This window comes from Gymnodinialimonas phycosphaerae (genome assembly GCF_019195455.1).
Taxonomy (GTDB): Bacteria; Pseudomonadota; Alphaproteobacteria; order Rhodobacterales; family Rhodobacteraceae; genus Gymnodinialimonas; species Gymnodinialimonas phycosphaerae.
The window spans coordinates 348,975-365,531 of the sequence record NZ_JAIMBW010000001.1; the positions used below are offsets into that span (position 1 = coordinate 348,975).

At 63.3% G+C, this 16,557-nt stretch carries 17 protein-coding genes; 10 read left to right on the top strand and 7 right to left on the bottom strand.

Annotated features, from left to right (window positions below):
• Nucleotides 1-96: 96 nt before the first annotated feature.
• Both KUL25_RS01755 and KUL25_RS01760 read left to right on the top strand, forming a co-directional pair.
• Nucleotides 97-1,179: a Zn-dependent alcohol dehydrogenase gene (locus tag KUL25_RS01755; RefSeq protein ID WP_257891349.1), complete on the top strand. Its 1,083-nt coding sequence runs from the start codon at nucleotides 97-99 to the stop codon at nucleotides 1,177-1,179.
• Between the two features lie 82 nt (nucleotides 1,180-1,261).
• Nucleotides 1,262-2,482, top strand: a complete 1,221-nt coding sequence (locus tag KUL25_RS01760; protein WP_257891350.1) for a mandelate racemase/muconate lactonizing enzyme family protein — start codon at nucleotides 1,262-1,264, stop codon at nucleotides 2,480-2,482.
• A gap of 86 nt (nucleotides 2,483-2,568) precedes the next feature.
• On the opposite strand, the gene KUL25_RS01765 is transcribed toward KUL25_RS01760, so the two are convergent.
• From KUL25_RS01765 to KUL25_RS01775, 3 genes are all read right to left on the bottom strand, one after another.
• Nucleotides 2,569-3,336: a FadR/GntR family transcriptional regulator gene (locus tag KUL25_RS01765; protein WP_068353157.1), complete on the bottom strand. Its 768-nt coding sequence runs from the start codon at nucleotides 3,334-3,336 to the stop codon at nucleotides 2,569-2,571.
• Nucleotides 3,337-3,469: 133 nt separating this feature from the next.
• Nucleotides 3,470-4,129, bottom strand: coding sequence for a YiaD family glycine zipper/OmpA-like lipoprotein (locus KUL25_RS01770; RefSeq protein WP_257891351.1), 660 nt, complete (start codon nucleotides 4,127-4,129; stop codon nucleotides 3,470-3,472).
• Nucleotides 4,130-4,296: 167 nt separating this feature from the next.
• Nucleotides 4,297-5,151 carry a bifunctional helix-turn-helix domain-containing protein/methylated-DNA--[protein]-cysteine S-methyltransferase gene (locus KUL25_RS01775; protein ID WP_257891352.1) on the bottom strand — a complete coding sequence of 285 codons (855 nt, stop codon included), beginning with the start codon at nucleotides 5,149-5,151 and terminating at the stop codon, nucleotides 4,297-4,299.
• 118 nt (nucleotides 5,152-5,269) lie between these two features.
• Between KUL25_RS01775 and nth the strand changes: the two genes are divergently transcribed.
• Genes nth through KUL25_RS01795 form a run of 4 tightly spaced genes read left to right on the top strand, consistent with a single transcriptional unit; the run spans nucleotide 5,270 to nucleotide 8,029 of the window.
• Entirely contained in the window at nucleotides 5,270-5,941 is a 672-nt protein-coding gene (gene nth / locus KUL25_RS01780; protein WP_257891353.1) for an endonuclease III, read from the top strand.
• Entirely contained in the window at nucleotides 5,938-6,327 is a 390-nt protein-coding gene (locus KUL25_RS01785) for a RidA family protein (RefSeq protein ID WP_257891354.1), read from the top strand. Before nth ends, KUL25_RS01785 begins: the two co-directional genes overlap by 4 nt.
• 3 nt (nucleotides 6,328-6,330) lie before the next feature.
• A complete protein-coding gene (locus tag KUL25_RS01790; protein WP_257891355.1) occupies nucleotides 6,331-7,326 on the top strand; it encodes an adenosine kinase in 996 nt (331 codons plus the stop codon).
• A gap of 10 nt (nucleotides 7,327-7,336) precedes the next feature.
• Nucleotides 7,337-8,029: a cyclic nucleotide-binding domain-containing protein gene (locus KUL25_RS01795; RefSeq protein ID WP_257891356.1), complete on the top strand. Its 693-nt coding sequence runs from the start codon at nucleotides 7,337-7,339 to the stop codon at nucleotides 8,027-8,029.
• A gap of 18 nt (nucleotides 8,030-8,047) precedes the next feature.
• Here KUL25_RS01795 and KUL25_RS01800 read toward each other — a convergent pair whose 3' ends face one another.
• A complete protein-coding gene (locus KUL25_RS01800; RefSeq protein ID WP_257891357.1) occupies nucleotides 8,048-8,821 on the bottom strand; it encodes a cyclic nucleotide-binding domain-containing protein in 774 nt (257 codons plus the stop codon).
• Nucleotides 8,822-8,930: 109 nt separating this feature from the next.
• Here KUL25_RS01800 and KUL25_RS01805 point away from each other — a divergent pair, with 109 nt between their 5' ends.
• Nucleotides 8,931-11,138, top strand: a complete 2,208-nt coding sequence (locus tag KUL25_RS01805) for a CHASE2 domain-containing protein (protein WP_257891358.1) — start codon at nucleotides 8,931-8,933, stop codon at nucleotides 11,136-11,138.
• On the opposite strand, the gene KUL25_RS01810 is transcribed toward KUL25_RS01805, so the two are convergent.
• The 3 genes from KUL25_RS01810 to KUL25_RS01820 form a co-directional block, all read right to left on the bottom strand.
• Entirely contained in the window at nucleotides 11,135-11,965 is an 831-nt protein-coding gene (locus KUL25_RS01810; protein WP_257891359.1) for a FecR family protein, read from the bottom strand. The two genes, KUL25_RS01805 and KUL25_RS01810, sit on opposite strands and share 4 nt — an antisense overlap.
• A 2-nt stretch (nucleotides 11,966-11,967) precedes the next feature.
• On the bottom strand, nucleotides 11,968-13,188 hold the full coding sequence (locus KUL25_RS01815) for a tetratricopeptide repeat protein (protein WP_257891360.1): 1,221 nt from the start codon (nucleotides 13,186-13,188) through the stop codon (nucleotides 11,968-11,970).
• A 137-nt stretch (nucleotides 13,189-13,325) separates the two neighbouring features.
• Entirely contained in the window at nucleotides 13,326-14,144 is an 819-nt protein-coding gene (locus tag KUL25_RS01820; protein ID WP_257891361.1) for a sulfotransferase family protein, read from the bottom strand.
• 166 nt (nucleotides 14,145-14,310) lie between these two features.
• On the opposite strand from KUL25_RS01820, the gene KUL25_RS01825 reads away from it, so the two are divergent.
• The 3 genes from KUL25_RS01825 (at nucleotide 14,311) to KUL25_RS01835 (ending at nucleotide 16,530) form a co-directional block, all read left to right on the top strand.
• Complete coding sequence (locus tag KUL25_RS01825) at nucleotides 14,311-15,888, top strand: beta-1,6-N-acetylglucosaminyltransferase (protein ID WP_257891362.1); 1,578 nt, start codon at nucleotides 14,311-14,313, stop codon at nucleotides 15,886-15,888.
• 15 nt (nucleotides 15,889-15,903) lie between these two features.
• Entirely contained in the window at nucleotides 15,904-16,278 is a 375-nt protein-coding gene (locus KUL25_RS01830) for an HIT domain-containing protein (RefSeq protein ID WP_257891363.1), read from the top strand.
• Between the two features lie 69 nt (nucleotides 16,279-16,347).
• Nucleotides 16,348-16,530 (top strand): zinc-finger domain-containing protein, encoded by a 183-nt coding sequence (locus tag KUL25_RS01835; protein WP_068353208.1) that lies wholly within the window; start codon nucleotides 16,348-16,350, stop codon nucleotides 16,528-16,530.
• Nucleotides 16,531-16,557 lie beyond the last annotated feature (27 nt).

Genomic DNA, 16,557 nt, shown 5'->3' on the forward strand with positions numbered 1-16,557 from the left:
AGGTCAGCGTCGCAACTGGCTGCCCGGATGGCGCATTTTCCCTCGCAATCCGGCGCGTGACCCGCAATGGTGGTTGCCAAGCTACCGGAGAAAGCCATGCCCAAGACCATCCGCGCCGCCGTTTGCCACACCCACGGCGCGCCCCTCATCGTGGAAGAGATCACCCTGCGCGACGCCGGGCCCGGAGAGGTCGAGGTCACGCTGGACGCGGTGGCGATCTGCCATTCCGACATCTCCTATATGGAGGGCGCCTGGGGCGGCGATCTGCCCGCGGTCTACGGCCACGAGGCGGCCGGCCGCGTGACGGCGGTGGGCGATGGCGTGGCCCTGAAACTTGGCGATCGGGTGATCGTGACGTTGGCCAAATCCTGTGGCCAGTGCCCGTCGTGCGCCTCCGCGCAACCGATGTATTGCGGCGGCAACAGGCCCGAGGCCCAGGTCCTGACGACCTCGGACGGTGGGCCAATCGTCAAGGCGATGAACTGCGGGGCCTTTGCAGAGGTCGTCGTCGTCGATGCCAGCCAAACCGCGCCCATTGGCGATGATATCCCGTCCGATGTCGCCTGTCTGCTGGCCTGCGGCGTGCCCACGGGCGTGGGTGCCGCGATCAACACCGCCAAGGTCAAGCCGGGTGACAAGGTGGTCGTCATCGGCGCAGGCGGTGTGGGCCTCAATGCAATTCAGGGCGCGCGGATAGCAGGCGCGGCCCGGATCGTGGCGATGGATCTGGAAGAGAAAAAGCTGGCTGATGCGCTGGAATTCGGCGCGACCGATACGCTTCCCGCCCAAACCCAGAAGCCTTGGGTGGCGCTGGAGAAAATCCTCGGCGGCACCCTGGCCGACCACGTTTTCGTCTCCGTCGGCGCCATCCCCGCCTATGAGGTTGCCCTGCGCCTACTCGCCCCGCGGGGCACCGCCTACGCCGTCGGCATGACCCACAATGGCGAAACCACGCCCTACGAGCCGGTCATCTTCGCCGCCACCGGCCAGGGCATCCGCGGCTCTTTCCTGGGCGAAATCGTCCTGAAACGAGACATCCCGTGGATGGTCGACCTCTACTCCCAAGGCCGCCTGAAACTCGATGAGCTGGTCTCCGCCCGCTGGTCCCTCGATCAGATCAACGAGGCCATCGCCGACACCAACTCGGGCCAGGCCCGCCGCAACGTCATCACCTTCTGATCCACACGCCACCCCCCTTCATTCCCCGTTCCGTAAATATCCCGGGGGGTTTGGGGGGCTGGCCCCCCAACTTCTGGTCCCCATGAAACTCGACACGCTTGAAATCTTCGCCATCGCCCCGCTGCCGCCCGGTTGGGGCGGGCGCTATTGGCTGATCGTGCGCGTCACGACCGATACCGGGCTGACGGGATTGGGAGAGGTCTACGCCGCAGGGGTCGGGCCCGAGGCGATGCGCGCCGTCATAGGGGATGTCTTCACGCGCCACATGCAGGGCGAAGACCCGGAAAATGTCGAACTGATGTCGCGCCGCGCCCAATCCTCGGGGTTCACGCAACGCCCTGATCCCACCGTTTTCGGCGCCTTTTCGGGCCTTGAAATGGCCTGCTGGGACATCCTTGGCAAAGCCCGCGACTGCCCGGTTTACGCGCTTCTGGGGGGCAAGATGAATGCCCGGATCCGCGCCTACACCTACCTCTACCCCGAGCCGCACCACGATGCGGAGGCCTTCTGGACCTCGCCCGGGATGGCTGCGGAATCCGCCGTCGCTCGCGTGGCCGAGGGCTACACGGCGGTGAAATTCGACCCCGCTGGCCCCTACACGGTGCGTGGCGGGCACATGCCTGCGCTTAGCGATATTGATCTCTCTGCGAGGTTCTGTGCCGCCATTCGCGATGCGGTCGGCACCAAGGCGGATCTGCTTTTCGGCACCCACGGCCAATTCGCCCCCTCTGGCGCGATCCGGTTGGCCAGGGCGATCGAACCCCATGATCCACTCTGGTACGAGGAGCCGATCCCGCCCGACAACCTCCCCGGACTGGCCGAGGTCGCGGCCCACACCTCCATCCCCATCGCCACCGGCGAGCGGCTGACAACCGTGGCGGAATTCACCGAGGCGCTGCGCCATGGTGCCCGTATCCTGCAACCGGCCCTGGGTCGGGCAGGGGGCATTTGGGAGGGCAAGAAGATCGCCACCATCGCTGCCGCCTTCGGAGCACAGATCGCGCCGCATCTTTATGCGGGCCCGGTAGAATGGGCCGCGAATGTTCATCTTGGTGTCAGTTGCCCGAACCTGCTGATGGTGGAAGCCATCGAGACGCCATTCCACGAGGCGTTGGTGACGGGGCGTCCGAAGGTGGAAAACGGGTTTGTTGCCGCGCCGGAAGCGCCGGGCCTTGGTATCACGCTGAACGACGCGGTGGCCAACGCCCACCTTTACACGGGTGATCGCCTGCATCTGGAGATGCAGGAGGCGCCGTGCGATTGGCAAAACGGTAACAGCTTTGGCGGTGGGGCTGTCGATTGAGGCAATCCCCTAGGACCCGTGGCGTGCAACCCGGTCTACGGGGATGCGGTAAGATATAGACCGGGCATCACGCCCCAGACGCGGACCTACCTCTCGCGCTCATGGGCATAGCGCAGCCGCGCGATTTCTTCGTTTCTCTCGGATGCTTTCAGCGCGTTCATCTCTTCCTTCACATAATCCAGATGCTGGATCACAGCGGCCTTCGCGGCCTCGGCGTCGCGTTCCTGAATGCCCGCGTTGATCGCCCGGTGCTGATCCAGAAGGATGTCGCGCGTGGTGCGGTTCTTGAACATTTGCTGGCGGTTGAAGAACACGCCCTGGCGCAGCAGGTTGAAGCTGGCGCGCATCATGTGCAGCAGGATGACGTTGTGGCTGGCTTCGATGATCGCCAGATGGAACTCGGCGTCCAACTCGGCCTCATCTGTGGGGTTTCGCTTGCGGTGGGCGACTTCCATCTTCCGGAAGATCGTGTCGATCACCTTCAGGTCGGTGTCCGAGCCATGGATCGCGGCGCGCTCGGCTGCGATGCTTTCCAGGTCTTGCCGGAACGAGATGTAGTCGAAGACTGCCTCTTCATGGGCCGACAGAAGATCGATCAGGGCCGGCGAAAAGGCCGAGCCGATCACGTCGGCCACATAGATGCCAGCGCCCGCGCGGGTCGCCAGAAGGCCCCTTTCCTGCAATTCGGCAACCGCTTCGCGCAAGGAGGGGCGGGACACGCTGAGGCGCTCGCTCAACTCGCGTTCCGAGGGCAAACGCTCTCCGGGGCGCAGGATGCCGCGCAGGATCAGTTGCTCGATTTGCTTGACGACGGAGCGTGAGAGTTTCTCTGCTTCGATACGTTGGAAAGGCATGGGGCGCCTCCTTCAGAATTGGTCAAACGATATGACCACCGGGTAGGCCTGTCCACCCAAGATCGCGGTGTGGCACATGCAAAAACGGCCCGCCCCAAGGGGCAGGCCGTTGATTTCAGGATGTAAAATAGGGCTAGCGCGGGCGAATAATCACCTCGACCCGGCGGTTTTGCTGACGGCCCTCGGGTGTCAGGTTGGTGGCGATCGGTGCGCTTTCACCGCGCCCGATTGAGCGGACGCGGGACGGGGCGACGCCCGCCTCCAGCAACACACCGGCCACGGCTTGCGCGCGGCGGGTGGAGAGGTCCTGATTGTAGCCCGCCGATCCGGTGTTGTCGGTATGGCCCACGACCTCCACGCCCGTGGCGGGGTATTGGTTGAGGTTCGCGGCCAAGGCGCGCAGATCCGATTGCAGGCCGGCACGGATCGCGGCCGAGTCGACGTCGAAAAGGATACCCTCGGGCATGGTGACGATCAATTCAGAGCCGGTGTTCTCGATCAGGATGCGATCATTGCTGAGCTGTCCGCGCAGATCCTGGGCCTGACGGTCCAACGCGTTGCCGATGGCCCCGCCCGCCGCCGCACCGACGGCCGCACCGAGGATCGCGTTGCGACCCTGGTTGTCGTCGTCCGCAGTGGCCCCGAGAAAGCCGCCCAGAAGCCCGCCGATGATTGCGCCGTCGCGGGTGCGGTTTGCGTTGGGATCGGCTGGCGCCACGGTGTTGCCGACGCAGGCGGTCAACGCCAGTGACGCGGCGGTAGCCAGAAGAAGTGATTTATTCAGAAGTGCCATGAGTGCATGCCCTTTAAGCCTGTGCCCCGTTTCCCGACGAGACTTGTTGCCTGCGTGTATATCAGTCCCGTGCGTGCGGCACAGGGGGAAAACGGCGGGCGGCGCGGCACGGGCAGGACAGCGCCGATTTGCCGTTCTTTTTCAGGCTGCGCCATCTTCTGTCGTGACTAAGCTGCGCCATCCTCTGTCGTGGCGGCTTCCCAAGCCAGCATGGCGCGTTTGACGGGCAGACCCCAATGGTAACCGCCAAGCCCGCCGGATTTGCGCAAGGCGCGGTGGCAAGGGATCAGCCAGCTGATCGGATTGCGCCCCACGGCAGTGCCCACCGCGCGCACGGCGCGGGGTTTGCCGATGGCGCCCGCGATCTGGCTGTAGGTGGTGACGTGGCCCGTCGGGATCGACAAGAGCGCCTCCCACACCTTGATTTGGAAGGGTGCCCCGATAAGCGACAGGTGCAGATCGCCGCCGCCGCCAAAGGCTGCATCGGCCAGGGCTTTGAGGGCGATGGTATCTTCCACGTAGGTGGCATTGGGCCAGCGCGACCGCAGGTCTGCCATGGCCGGCTCTGGCCCGGTCTCGGACGCAAAGCCGATGCCGCAGATGCCTTTTTCGGTGGCCATCAGCAGCGCCGGACCGAAGGGGCTATCGAACCAGCCCCAGCGGATCGTCAGACCCTTGCCGCCGGATGCGTAGGTGCCGGGGCTCATCGCCTCCCACCGCAGGAACAGATCGTGGAGCCGCCCGCCCGAGGTCAGCCCGGTCTCGCCCACCGTGTCGAGCACGGTGAAGCGCTCTGCCAACAAGCGCCGGGCGTGATCCAGCGTCAGGTATTGCTGATAGCGCTTGGGGCTGACGCCGACCCAGCCGCTGAACGTGCGCTGAAAATGCGCCGGGCTCATGTCGAGGGCACGCGCCAGGTCATCGAGGCTCTGGTGCGGATTGGCATCGATCAGGTCCAACGCCCGACGCATCACGTTGAAGTGGTAACTTCCCGAGGGATCGTGGGGGGGGACATGTGACATGGCTCGGCTCTCCTTAACGCCGTTAACCTACCGCGGCCATGCTGGGGGGCGCGACCCGCTTCTTGCGGGATGTGCGGGGGGCTTGCCCGCCCGCGCCCGGCACGCCAAAAGGGACGCCATGGCCAAACCACTTCCCTATCATACGATTCACGAGATATTCACCCGTTTCCGGGAGGCCGAGGCCGAGCCGAAGGGAGAGTTGCACCACGTCAACGCCTATACGCTGGTGGTCGCCGTGGCGCTGTCCGCGCAGGCGACGGATGCGGGCGTGAACAAGGCGACGCGGCGCTTGTTCGAGATTGCGGACACGCCGCAAAAGATGCTCGACCTTGGGCTGGACGCGGTGACCGAGCATGTCAAGACCATCGGCCTCTACCGCAATAAAGCCAAGAATGTCATCAAGTTAAGCCAGATCCTTGTGGATGAGTACGGGGGCGAAGTGCCATCCTCGCGCGCGGCGCTGCAATCATTGCCGGGGGTGGGGCGCAAGACCGCCAACGTGGTTCTGAACATGTGGTGGGGGATGCCCGCGCAGGCCGTCGATACCCACATTTTCCGCGTCGGCAACCGGACTCGGATCGCGCCGGGCAAGGACGTGGACGCGGTGGAACGCGCGGTAGAGGATAACATTCCGGCCGAATTTCAGCTGCACGCCCATCACTGGTTGATCCTGCATGGCCGCTACATCTGCGTGGCGCGCAAGCCCAAATGCGGCGCGTGCCTGATCCGGGATCTGTGTGTGTTCGAGGACAAGACGCCTGACCCGCTGCCCAAGAAAGGGAAGATATGACACGGCAAAACGTTTCCTCCGGTTCCTACCTGGAGCCGCAGATCGGGTTTTCGCGGGCCGTGCGCATCGGCAATATGGTCGCTATCGGCGGCACAGCCCCCATCGCGGCGGGGGGCGGCACTGACTGCGTCGGGGACGCCTACGGACAGACAAAACGCTGCCTGGAGATTGCGTTAACGGCATTAACCCAGGCAGGTGGCACGGCAGAAGATGTCATCCGTACCCGTATAATCCTTAAGGATATCAATGACTTCAAAGAGGCAGCGCGTGCCCACGCCGAAGTCTTCACCGACATCCGCCCCGTCACGACGGTGATGGCGGTCACCGCTTTCGTCGATCCCGACTGGTTGGTCGAGATTGAAATCGATGCCATTGCAAAGGACTGAACCATGACCCAAACCTACGACCTCGTGGGCATTGGCAACGCTGTTGTTGATGTGATTTCCCACGCCGATGACAGCTTTCTCGACAATATGGGCATCCAGAAGGGCATCATGCAGTTGGTAGAGCGCGAGCGCGCCGAGATCCTTTACGGCGCGATGACCGATCGGGTGCAGGCGCCCGGCGGGTCAGTCGGCAACTCGGTCTATGGCGCGGGCTCTCTGGGGTTGAAGACGGCGTTTCTGGGCAAGGTGAAGGACGACGCGCTGGGGATCTTCTATCAGAATGGCATGGCGGCGGACGGCATCGATTTCCCCAATCCGCCGGTCTCCGGCGCTGGGATCGCGCCCACGACACGGTCGATGATTTTCGTCTCCCCCGATGGCGAGCGATCGATGAACACCTACCTCGGCGCGGGCGCGGATTTCGATGAGGGCGACGTGGACGCCTCTGTCGCGGGCAACACACGTTACCTGTTTCTGGAGGGCTACCTCTATGACAAGGACGAGGGCAAACGCGCTTTCACCGCAGCCGCGCAGGCCTGTCACGACGGTGGCGGCCAGGCCGGTGTCACGCTGTCGGATCCCTTCTGCGTCGACCGCCACCGCGACGATTTCCGTCGCCTGATCGCGGAGGAAATGGACTTCACCCTTGGCAATGAAGAAGAGTGGCTGGCGCTGTTCCAGACCGAGGATCTCCAGGACGCGCTCTCGCAGGCGGCAGCGGTGTGTGACCTGATCGTCTGCACGCGCTCGGGCAATCCGGTGATCCTGATCCAGGGCGACACGCGTGTCGAAGTGCCGGTCGTGCGGGTCACGCCAGTCGACGCCACGGGCGCGGGGGACCAGTTCGCTGCTGGGTTCCTTTATGGCGTGGCCACGGGGCAAACCCTTGAGACAGCGGGAAAAATGGGCGTTGCGGCAGCTGCCGAAGTCATCGCCCACGTGGGGCCCCGTCCCAAACGCCCCCTGCGTGACGTCTTCGCCGAGCAAGGCTTGATATAGGGTTGGCGCGATGTCTGACCTTTTAGCACAGCTCAGTACGGGCACCGGTTCCATCGCGATCCTGTTGGTGGGCCTCGTGTTCAAGCTGACCGGCTTCGCGGTCCGCGACGAATTGATGTTGCGGATTCTCGTGGTCTGCGGGTTCATTTGTGATGCCGCCTACTACTTCTTCCGGGCTGATCCGATCCTGCCGTCGGTCATGTCGAACATCGCGCTTTTGACGATCAACGTGATTCTGATCGCAGCTATCGCGTCCGAGCGGACGACTTGGCGCATGTCGGACGAAGACAGAAAGACCTTCGCCCATTTCCCGACCCTCACGCCGGGCCAGTTCCGGCGTCTCAAGAAGATGCTCTCTGCCGAGATCGCAGGGCGCGGCGCGGTCCTGACCCGCGAGGGGGCGGCGGTGGAGGACCTGATGCTGGTCTTCGCCCAGACGATCATGATCACCAAACGCGGTGAAAGCTTCCCGATCGCGGGCCCTGCCTTCGTGGGCGAGATCGCGTTCCTCACGGGTAACCCGTCCAGCGCCGATGTGACCCTGCCTGAAGGGGGGACAGTGGTGCGGATCAACTCCGCAGCGCTACGCAAACGCATGTCGCGCTCGCCCGCGTTCAACAATGCGCTGGTGGCCCTATTCGGGGCCGAATTGGCCCGCAAGGTGGCGGATTCCGTGCCGATGGCGCGCGCCGCAGAGCGGTAGGGTTAACGGTATTAACCTCTAGCTGGCCGACAGGCCCGCCCGGTTGCGGTTGGCGGCCTCGATCTTGCGTTGCGCCTCGATCTGCAAGGCATTCGACACGGCCAGGGCAAACTCGTGGTCGATGTCCAACTCGCGGATCAACGCTGCGCGGGGCAGGGTGAAGATGCGCGCCTCGGACGTGATCTCCACATCTGCGGTCGCCTCCCCGCCGTGCATGATCGTCATCTCTCCGATCAGGGCTGTTGGCCCGATCTGCGCCACCACGACCCCATGGGCGCGCACCTCGGCGTTGCCGTGGCCCACATAGACCAATTCATGGACCGGCATGCCCTGGCGGGCCAGGACCGTGCCGGGGCTGACCGATTGCCACCGTCCCAGCCGCAGGAACTTGCGCGCCAGATGCGGTGAGAGCGTGCTGAAATGGGTGCTCAGGAACGCCCGTTCTTCATCCGAAAAGCGGACCTGACTACGCACCCAGGCCATCCGCCCCAGACCCACCAGCGACAGCGTGATCCAGGAGATCTGGATCAGCAGCGACGACAGGTTGAACGCCTCCACCAAGCTGAGCAGAACCGCCATCGCGGCGAACATGTTCATCACCGTATAGGTGACCGAACTGCCGCGCAGCAGTCCCAACTGCAAACCTCCATACGCCGAGAGGTAGAGGGCGACCCCGACAAGACCGGACGTTGACCAGATCGAAAATTCCATGGGCAGCATTTCCTTGAAACCGAAGCGACGCCCGGTAAGACGCCAAAGGGTGGCCTGCCACAGTGTCCCTGTCAAATCCATCTTCGACACCAGAAGGGTTTGCGACGACACGGAAAATCCGCCACGATCCATCGCGAGCCGAGGGGGAAACCGTGCCAAGACACGCAGCGCAACAACCAAGGGCGGCCCGATGTCCCGGGTGACTGTCGTTCTGGGTCTGGCGGTGACCGCGGCCATGGTAGGATTGACGGCCTTCCCGCCGCCGATCCTTGACCGTGCACGCGATGCCGTTTTCGATGGCTACCAGCGCAGCGCGCCGCGTCCCTATGACCCCACCGCGCCAGTGCATATCATCGACATTGACGAGACCGCGCTGGAGGTCTATGGCCAGTGGCCCTGGCCGCGCAGCTACATGGCCGAGATGACCGACCGCCTGTTCGACCACGGCGCCGCTGCAATAGGCTTCGACGTGCTTTTCCCCGAACCGGATCGAACCTCGCCGGAACTGATCGTCGAGTCCTGGGCACGGTTCAGCGACGGCCCTGTGCCGGGGCTGGCCGATTTGGGGGCCGATGTGGACTTCACCCCCCATGACACCCGTTTTGCCCAAGCGATGGAGGGGCGATCGGTGGTCCTTTCGGTCGCCGGCGGCCTTGAGGGCACGATGCCCGAGGCCGTCGCGGGCTTCGCCGTTACCGGCGCCACCCCTACGACGCTGACAACCTACCCCGGCGCGATCGGCAATCTGCCAGAGTTGACGGCGGCGGCCAGCGGCATTGGCACGATCAGCCTTGGGCGCAACGCTGATGGCATCACTCGGACCGTTCCCATGGTCTCGGACTTCGGGGGCGTGCTGATCCCGTCGCTGTCGGCCGAGCTGTTGCGCGTGGCGCAAGGGGCAGGGGGCCATGTGTTGCGGACCACGCAGGCCTCGGGCGAGGTCTCGGGCGGCACGGTCGCGGCGACGGCGATGCAAGTCGGCGGGTTGGCATTTCCGCTGGAGGCCGACGGGCGCTTTCGCCTCTATTTCGCGGGCTACCAGCCCCAGCGCGTGACGCCCGTGGGCGATCTGCTGGAGGCGGACGGCATTGACCCCGCCCTGCAACAGCGGCTGGCGGGGCGGATCATTCTTGTAGGATCCTCCGCGCAGGGGCTGTTCGACATCCGCACCACGCCGCTGGACGGGCAAATTGCGGGGGTCACGCTGCACGCCGAAATCATCGAGCAGATCGTGGCAGGCGCCTTTCTGTCGCGCCCGGACTGGATGCGCGGGCTGGAGATCCTGATCGTGGCGCTTGCCGGCATCGCGTTGACGATCCTCAACCGGTTGGAGCGGCCCGTTTTGGGCCTAAGCGCGGCGCTGAGTGTCAGTGGCGGTTCGGTCCTCGGGGGTATTCTCGCCTTCACGCAGATGGGTGTGCTTTTCAACCCGCTGATGGCGGTGTTGACCTCGGTTCTGGTCTATATCCCCGGCACGACTCTGGGATATCTCGCCAAGGAGCGCGCGCGGCGCTCCATCCGCGAGCGGTTCGCCCGCTTCCTGCCGCCCGATCTGATCGCCGAGATCGAAAAGAACCCCACCGCCGCCCTGACACCCGAGGGGGCCGAGCGTGATTTGACGGTGATGTTCGTGGACATGCGCGGCTTTTCGACCGTCACCGAAGGCATGTCGCCGGACCGGGTCGTGACGCTTGTGAATACGTTCCTGTCCGCCGTGGCCGAGACCCTTGTGGATCACGGCGCCACCATCGACAAATTCATGGGCGACGCAGTCATGGCCTTCTGGAATGCCCCCATCGAGCGGTCGGACCACGCGGCCGCCGCCCTCGGCGCGCTGCACGCGGTCAACGACGCGGCGGAGCAGGCGAATTTCATGCTGACCTCGCAAGGGCTGCCACGGGTGAACCTTGGGGTGGGGCTGAACACCGGGCCCGCATCCGTGGGGTTGATGGGCTCACGGGACCGTCTGTCATATACCTGTATCGGCGATAGCGTCACGCTGGCCGCAAGGCTGGAGGGGCTGACGCGGATCTATGGCACGCGCAACTGCGTGGGGCCGAATGCCGTGGCCGAATGCCCGCCGCATTTGCAGGCCGTGACGCTGGATTTGATCGCTGTGAAGGGGTTTGCGCGGGCCGTCGAGGTGGCCACGGTGCTGCCGCGCATGACGCCGGGGCTGGAGGGGTTTGCCGACGCGCTCGCCAAAGCCCGCGCCACCTACATCGCCCGCGACTGGACGGGGGCGGAAGCAGCCTTCCTGAACGTGGCCAAAATCAAGGTGCCCACGTGCAACACGGGCCTTCTGGCGCAGCTCTATCTGGATCGGATCGCGGCCCACAAAGAAGATCCCCCGCCCGAGGGTTGGGCGGGGGAATATGTCGCGCTGTCAAAGCGTTAGGGCGTGATCGGCGGGGAGGGGCAAAACGGGCCCGGGTCCAATGGATTGCAGAGATCGAACTCTTCGAATTCTATCTCCGGCAGGCCATCCAGCAGATCGTCGAAGCGAAGATCATCGTCGAAGATTTCGGGGTCGAACTCTTCACCCGTGGTCGAGACGGGGCCCCGATCCGATGGGTTGGGGTTGCCGACGCCCGACCCGAGGCCCGCTCCACCACCGCCACGGGGGGCGCCGTCGATCAGTTCAAGGATCTGCGCGAGGTATGCGGGGTTCACCCGGCCCTGGTAGCCGTCTTCCGTCAACACGCCGCCACGGCGGCTGGTGCAGGCGCGGCGACCGTTGCGCGTGGAAATGCAAAGACGCTCTCCGGCAAGGAATACGGCGATCGTTTCGCCGTTCAGGTGCACGATCAGCGCGCTCGATCCGCGGATGCCGATGGTGGCCGTCGGCGTCGTCACCGTCGCCTCTTGCTCACGCGACAGGGTGCCACCGATGAAGCGCAGCGCACCTTCGGTCATTTGCAGGCCCATCTGGCCCGTGCCGTTCGCGTTGAACACGAATTGGTCCAGCACGATGGTGGTGTTGGGCGCCAGCGAGAGGGTCGTCTGGTCGACGAACAGGATTTGCCCCCGGCCCGAAGCCGACGACGCAATCGTCTCGTCCTGCACGACGCCTGTGCCCAGGTTCAACGGGCGCGTTCCTGCGCCCGGCGGTGTACCGCGCAGGGTCGGTTCGCTGGAAGCGACCGTGCCGATGTTCTGCGCCGCCAAGGGCGCTGCGAGGGCGAGGGCCGCCGTTGCGACAAGTGCTAATGTCTTGAAGGGCATGCTTAAAACTCCCAACCGACCTGGAATGTGTAAATCATTTCTTCCCGTGTGCCGCCGGGCGTCGTGTCCTCATGGACCTGCGCTGCGGCCGTCTCAATGTAGATGTCTTCAAATACGAAAGCGCGCAGCCACAGGCCGTAGCTGTACTCGTCAAAATCCGTGGTTATGCCACCGACGTCCTGTTCCGTCTGGCCCATCTCGGCGAATGCGCCGGCGACCCAGCGGTTAGGCAGGTTGTCCCATTCCACATCGAAGGCGTGCTGCGCGGCCAACCGGACCGAGGCTTCGGTGAATTCGATCGGTGTTGCCGCATCCACCTCGGTGTGGGCGCTCCATGTGCCCGACAGACGCAGGCGCGTGTCGCGAGAGGGGCGGTAGGTCACGCCTAGGTCAAACTCGTAAAAATCGAAATCCGGATCGCCCGCGTCCATCGCGATCTCGCGGCCCACACCCAGATCGGCGTAGACCGTAAAGCGCTCGTTGATCGGGTTGGCGTAGGCCAGACCTGCGCCCCAGGAGGTGTAATCACCGGACAGAGTGTCGTCGTTCTGGAACCACCCCAATTCGGCGTAGGCCTGTAGACGGGGGCCGTAGGCATCGGATGCAAGGCGCCACTGCGGTCCGGTGCGCAGGCGCGCATTGGTGCGTTCGTTGATCGAGGCATCCCCGGGCTGGTAGGTGCTGAAGGCGAATTCCGTGACCCATTGCGTCACATCGGCGTCGCCCATGTCGATGCGCCAATCCACGGAACCGTTCACGAAGGCCCCTTGCTCGTCACTGGTGTCGGCAAAGGCATAGCCCACCTGCAACCGCCCGCTATAGTCCGAGCGGTCATCGCGCTCTTGCGCTTCTTCGCGGTAACGCGCGACCTCGGTCATTTGCTCGGGCGTCAGCGTCCCCGAGGCCTGGGCGGCGGCGAAATGGTATTCGGCCACAGCGTAGGAGCCGAGCGCGAAGTAGGCCACGGCCAGCTCTACGCGGGCGGTGGTATTGTTGGGCTCCAGATCAACCAGGCGCTCCAGGGTTGCGGCGGCGGCCTCGAAATCGCGGGCCGCAACCGAAAGGCGAGCATAGTCGCGCATCAACTGGCGGTTGGCGGGATCGACCAGCAGTTGCTCGAACACGTCTTGGCGCTGCGCGTCAGCGGCCGCAGTTTGGGCCGCGACAGGCGCGGAAATCAAGGTCAGAGCGGCGACGGACGCCAGAAGAGGGGCGCGAAACATATCAGGGGGGCCTCACGAGGGGAAAAATAAGGTCGTCTCAATAGGCGCGATCCTAGGACTGCGTGGCCCATTTTACAACGTGTTGCGCACCAGACGGCCCGGATCGCGGCATTGTCGCAACGGTCCCGAACCCTGTATCAGCCGCCCAGCTTGGCGTGCACCTCTTCCAGATCAATTTCGCCGATGGGCATCTTGTTGCTGGGATTGTCGAAATCGTACTTAAAGAGCTCGAAATCGCGGTGGTAGATTTCCTTGATCAGATGCATTGACAGATCGTCGAAGTAGTCCTCGACCGGGTGCAGGCGCTTGGGGCCGTGTCCTTCGGACTCGTTGAAACGGGGCACGTCCTTGAGCTTGATCGGATGGGCGTTTTCCGTTGCATCCAGAACGCTTTGCATGCCGTCGTTGAAGCTTTCGGTCCAGAAGATCTTGTCGTAGCGCCCGCCGTTGACGATGAAGGTCGAGACATGGCCCGCCATCGCGGACCAGTGGATGTCCGGGTCCATCGGCTTGCGCCAGCGGATGGTGTCACGGGTAAACAGCAGGAACCGGCGGAAGCTGGCGATCTGGTCAAACTCGCCCTTGCCGTCCTCACCGCCCACTTCGATGCCGTATTTCTGGATCAGAAGTGGCACCAGGTTGCCGCGATAGCGCTTCCCGTTGCGCTGGATGCCGCAGATCTTGTCGAAAAACGACGACAGGATGCGGGTGTAGGGGTTGCGCACGCAGGTGAAGGCGAAACTCTTGTTGGTGGTGACGTTGGCCTCGATCAGCGGCTGGCTGGCATCGAAGGCCCATTTGTGCATGCCGCCCTGGGCGTCATGAATGTCGCCGTCGAAGTACGCTCCATTGTCGGTGTAGTACATGATCTGGCCGATCGTCGAGCAGGCGCATTTGGGCACCACGCGGTACACCATGCTTTCACTCGACGTCATCCAAGTGCCTGGAAAACCCATATGCTCGTTACCTCACGTGCTGCCCGGCGTGTCGTTCGACGGATCGCTCACCAAATCTAAAGATATAAATTGCAAACATTTGATGTCGCATCAATGTCTTTCGGGTATTAATGAGTTAACAACAAGGCGCAACAATGCGCAAAGATCCGAGGCAATCGTTTCCAGAATGGCAAAAATCGCCTTTATTCTCCTGTGTCACAAGGATGCGCCAAGCATCATCCGGCAGGCCGAGCGTCTGACGGCGACAGGTGATTATGTGTCGATTCACTTTGACGCAAGTGCCAAGGCGGCGGAGTTTGCGGCATTGCAGAGCGCCTTGAAGGACAACGCGGGCGTCACTTTTGCAAAAAAGCGCATAAAATGCGGCTGGGGGGAATGGTCGCTTTGCCAAGCCACGTTGAACGCGATCGAAGCCGCGGTCGAAGCGTTCCCCAAGGCCACCCACTTCTACATGCTCTCGGGCGATTGTGCCTCGGTTAAGTCGGCGGCCTATGCGCACAAGTTCCTCGATGACCGGGACATGGATTATGTGGAGTCGTTCGATTTCTTCCACTCGGACTGGATCAAGACCGGCTTCAAGGGTGAGCGGCTGTTTTACCGCCACTTCTTCAACGAACGAAACCACAAGACGCTGTTTTATGCCTCCTTCAACCTGCAACGCAAACTGCGGCTGGAACGCAGGATACCCGACGACATCCAGGTGATGATCGGTAGCCAATGGTGGTGCCTGCGCCGCAACACGATCGAGGCCATCCTCGCCTTCTGCCGTGAGCGGCCGGATGTGATCCGCTTCTTCCAGACCACATGGATCCCCGATGAGACGTTCTTCCAGACACTTGTGCGCCACCTCGTCCCCGCGCGCGAGATCGAGAGTCGCACGCTGACCTTCAAGATGTTCAGCGATTACGGCATGCCGGTGACCTTCTACAACGACCAGTACGATCTGCTGATCAGCCAGGACTACCTGTTCGCCCGGAAGATTTCGGCTGAGGCCACGCTGCTCAAAGAGCGTCTCGGTGCGCTGTGGAGTTCTTCGCGCAAGGACTTCGCGACATCCCAGGAGGGGCCCAAGCTGCACGCTTTCCTGACCGGGCGCGGACGGGTCGGCAAACGTTTCGGCACCCGGTTTTGGGAGCGCGAAAGCACATTGGGCGCGGACCGCGATCTTTATATGCTGGTGTGCAAGAAATGGCACGTCGCCAAGCGCCTGTTGAAGGCTTCGTCCGAAAAGCTGGACATCCGGGGCGTCGAGTATCTGTTCGATGAGGCGGGCTGCCGCGTGCCGCATCTGGGCGGAATCGAACGGACGATGGAAAAGCGCAACCGCCACCGTCGGGCGCTGATGCGGATGCTGTTCGATTACTACGGGACAGAGCAATTGATGATCTGCCTCGACCCTGCCAATCTTGACCTGATGCGCGACTTCATGTCGGATCGTGCCAATGCGAGGATTCTGGAAGTGCAGTGCAATTTCGACGATCAATATCTAGTTGGCCATGCCCATCGCGTGGGACTTGCGACAGATGACACGCCGGGCGAGGTCTTGCAGCGCATGCTGCCGACACTGCGCCACGAATTCCTCGATGAACAGATGGAGATCCGCGAGGCGGAGTTCAAACAGCATTGGCGCCTGAAGGAAGGCCGCTCGCCCGAGGAAAACGGCACGGTGCTGGCAGAGTTTTTCGGGATCGATCAGGACCGCGGTCGCGAGTTGGCCGAGACCCAGCACCTGTTTGCGGATTGAGAGGGGGCCTGACACATGGCATTCGACTACGACGACCAGAACATTTTCGCCAAGATCCTGCGCGGTGAAATTCCCAACACAACCGTGGCGGAAACCGAGCATACGCTGGCGTTCGCCGACATCCATCCGCAAGCGCCGGTCCATGTGCTGGTGATCCCCAAGGGACCTTACGTTTGCTTCGATCACTTCGCGGCGGAAGCCTCGGACGCGGAAATCGTCGATTTCCACCGGGTCGCGGCACAGATCTGCGCCAGGATCTCACCCGGCGCAGGCGGGGCAGGGTACCGCACGATCTCCAACGCGGGCACCGACGGTGTGCAGGACGTGCCCCATTACCATATGCATATTCTGGGCGGGCGTCCCCTGGGGCGGATGCTGGCAAAGGCATAGTCGCACGCTTGTCTGCCCGCAGGTGAGGTGCGATAGAGGCGCAAGAAACCATCGCAAGGGATCAAGACCATGGCCATCGACGCCCCCGAGACAGAAATCGTGTCCACGACCCGCGTGGCCTGTGATGGCGGCGAAGGCGCCTTGGGCCATCCGCGCGTCTGGCTGATGATCGACCCCGACACCGGCTTCGTCGAATGCGGCTATTGCGACAAGAAGTTCGTGCATGAGGATTTCGTCGACAAGACCGGGTGATCCGTCGCCGCGTCGGCGCATGGCGCT

Bases quoted from the DNA above. Each gene is read 5' to 3' on its own strand.
- KUL25_RS01770 (WP_257891351.1), bottom strand. From the start codon at position 4,129: ATGGCACTTCTGAATAAATCACTTCTTCTGGCTACCGCCGCGTCACTG.
- KUL25_RS01790 (WP_257891355.1), top strand. From the start codon at position 6,331: ATGACCCAAACCTACGACCTCGTGGGCATTGGCAACGCTGTTGTTGAT.
- KUL25_RS01810 (WP_257891359.1), bottom strand. From the start codon at position 11,965: ATGCCCTTCAAGACATTAGCACTTGTCGCAACGGCGGCCCTCGCCCTC.
- KUL25_RS01760 (WP_257891350.1), top strand. From the start codon at position 1,262: ATGAAACTCGACACGCTTGAAATCTTCGCCATCGCCCCGCTGCCGCCC.
- KUL25_RS01805 (WP_257891358.1), top strand. From the start codon at position 8,931: ATGTCCCGGGTGACTGTCGTTCTGGGTCTGGCGGTGACCGCGGCCATG.
- KUL25_RS01800 (WP_257891357.1), bottom strand. From the start codon at position 8,821: ATGGATTTGACAGGGACACTGTGGCAGGCCACCCTTTGGCGTCTTACC.
- KUL25_RS01775 (WP_257891352.1), bottom strand. From the start codon at position 5,151: ATGTCACATGTCCCCCCCCACGATCCCTCGGGAAGTTACCACTTCAAC.
- KUL25_RS01785 (WP_257891354.1), top strand. From the start codon at position 5,938: ATGACACGGCAAAACGTTTCCTCCGGTTCCTACCTGGAGCCGCAGATC.
- KUL25_RS01765 (WP_068353157.1), bottom strand. From the start codon at position 3,336: ATGCCTTTCCAACGTATCGAAGCAGAGAAACTCTCACGCTCCGTCGTC.
- nth (WP_257891353.1), top strand. From the start codon at position 5,270: ATGGCCAAACCACTTCCCTATCATACGATTCACGAGATATTCACCCGT.
- KUL25_RS01835 (WP_068353208.1), top strand. From the start codon at position 16,348: ATGGCCATCGACGCCCCCGAGACAGAAATCGTGTCCACGACCCGCGTG.
- KUL25_RS01755 (WP_257891349.1), top strand. From the start codon at position 97: ATGCCCAAGACCATCCGCGCCGCCGTTTGCCACACCCACGGCGCGCCC.
- KUL25_RS01820 (WP_257891361.1), bottom strand. From the start codon at position 14,144: ATGGGTTTTCCAGGCACTTGGATGACGTCGAGTGAAAGCATGGTGTAC.
- KUL25_RS01825 (WP_257891362.1), top strand. From the start codon at position 14,311: ATGGCAAAAATCGCCTTTATTCTCCTGTGTCACAAGGATGCGCCAAGC.
- KUL25_RS01795 (WP_257891356.1), top strand. From the start codon at position 7,337: ATGTCTGACCTTTTAGCACAGCTCAGTACGGGCACCGGTTCCATCGCG.
- KUL25_RS01830 (WP_257891363.1), top strand. From the start codon at position 15,904: ATGGCATTCGACTACGACGACCAGAACATTTTCGCCAAGATCCTGCGC.
- KUL25_RS01815 (WP_257891360.1), bottom strand. From the start codon at position 13,188: ATGTTTCGCGCCCCTCTTCTGGCGTCCGTCGCCGCTCTGACCTTGATT.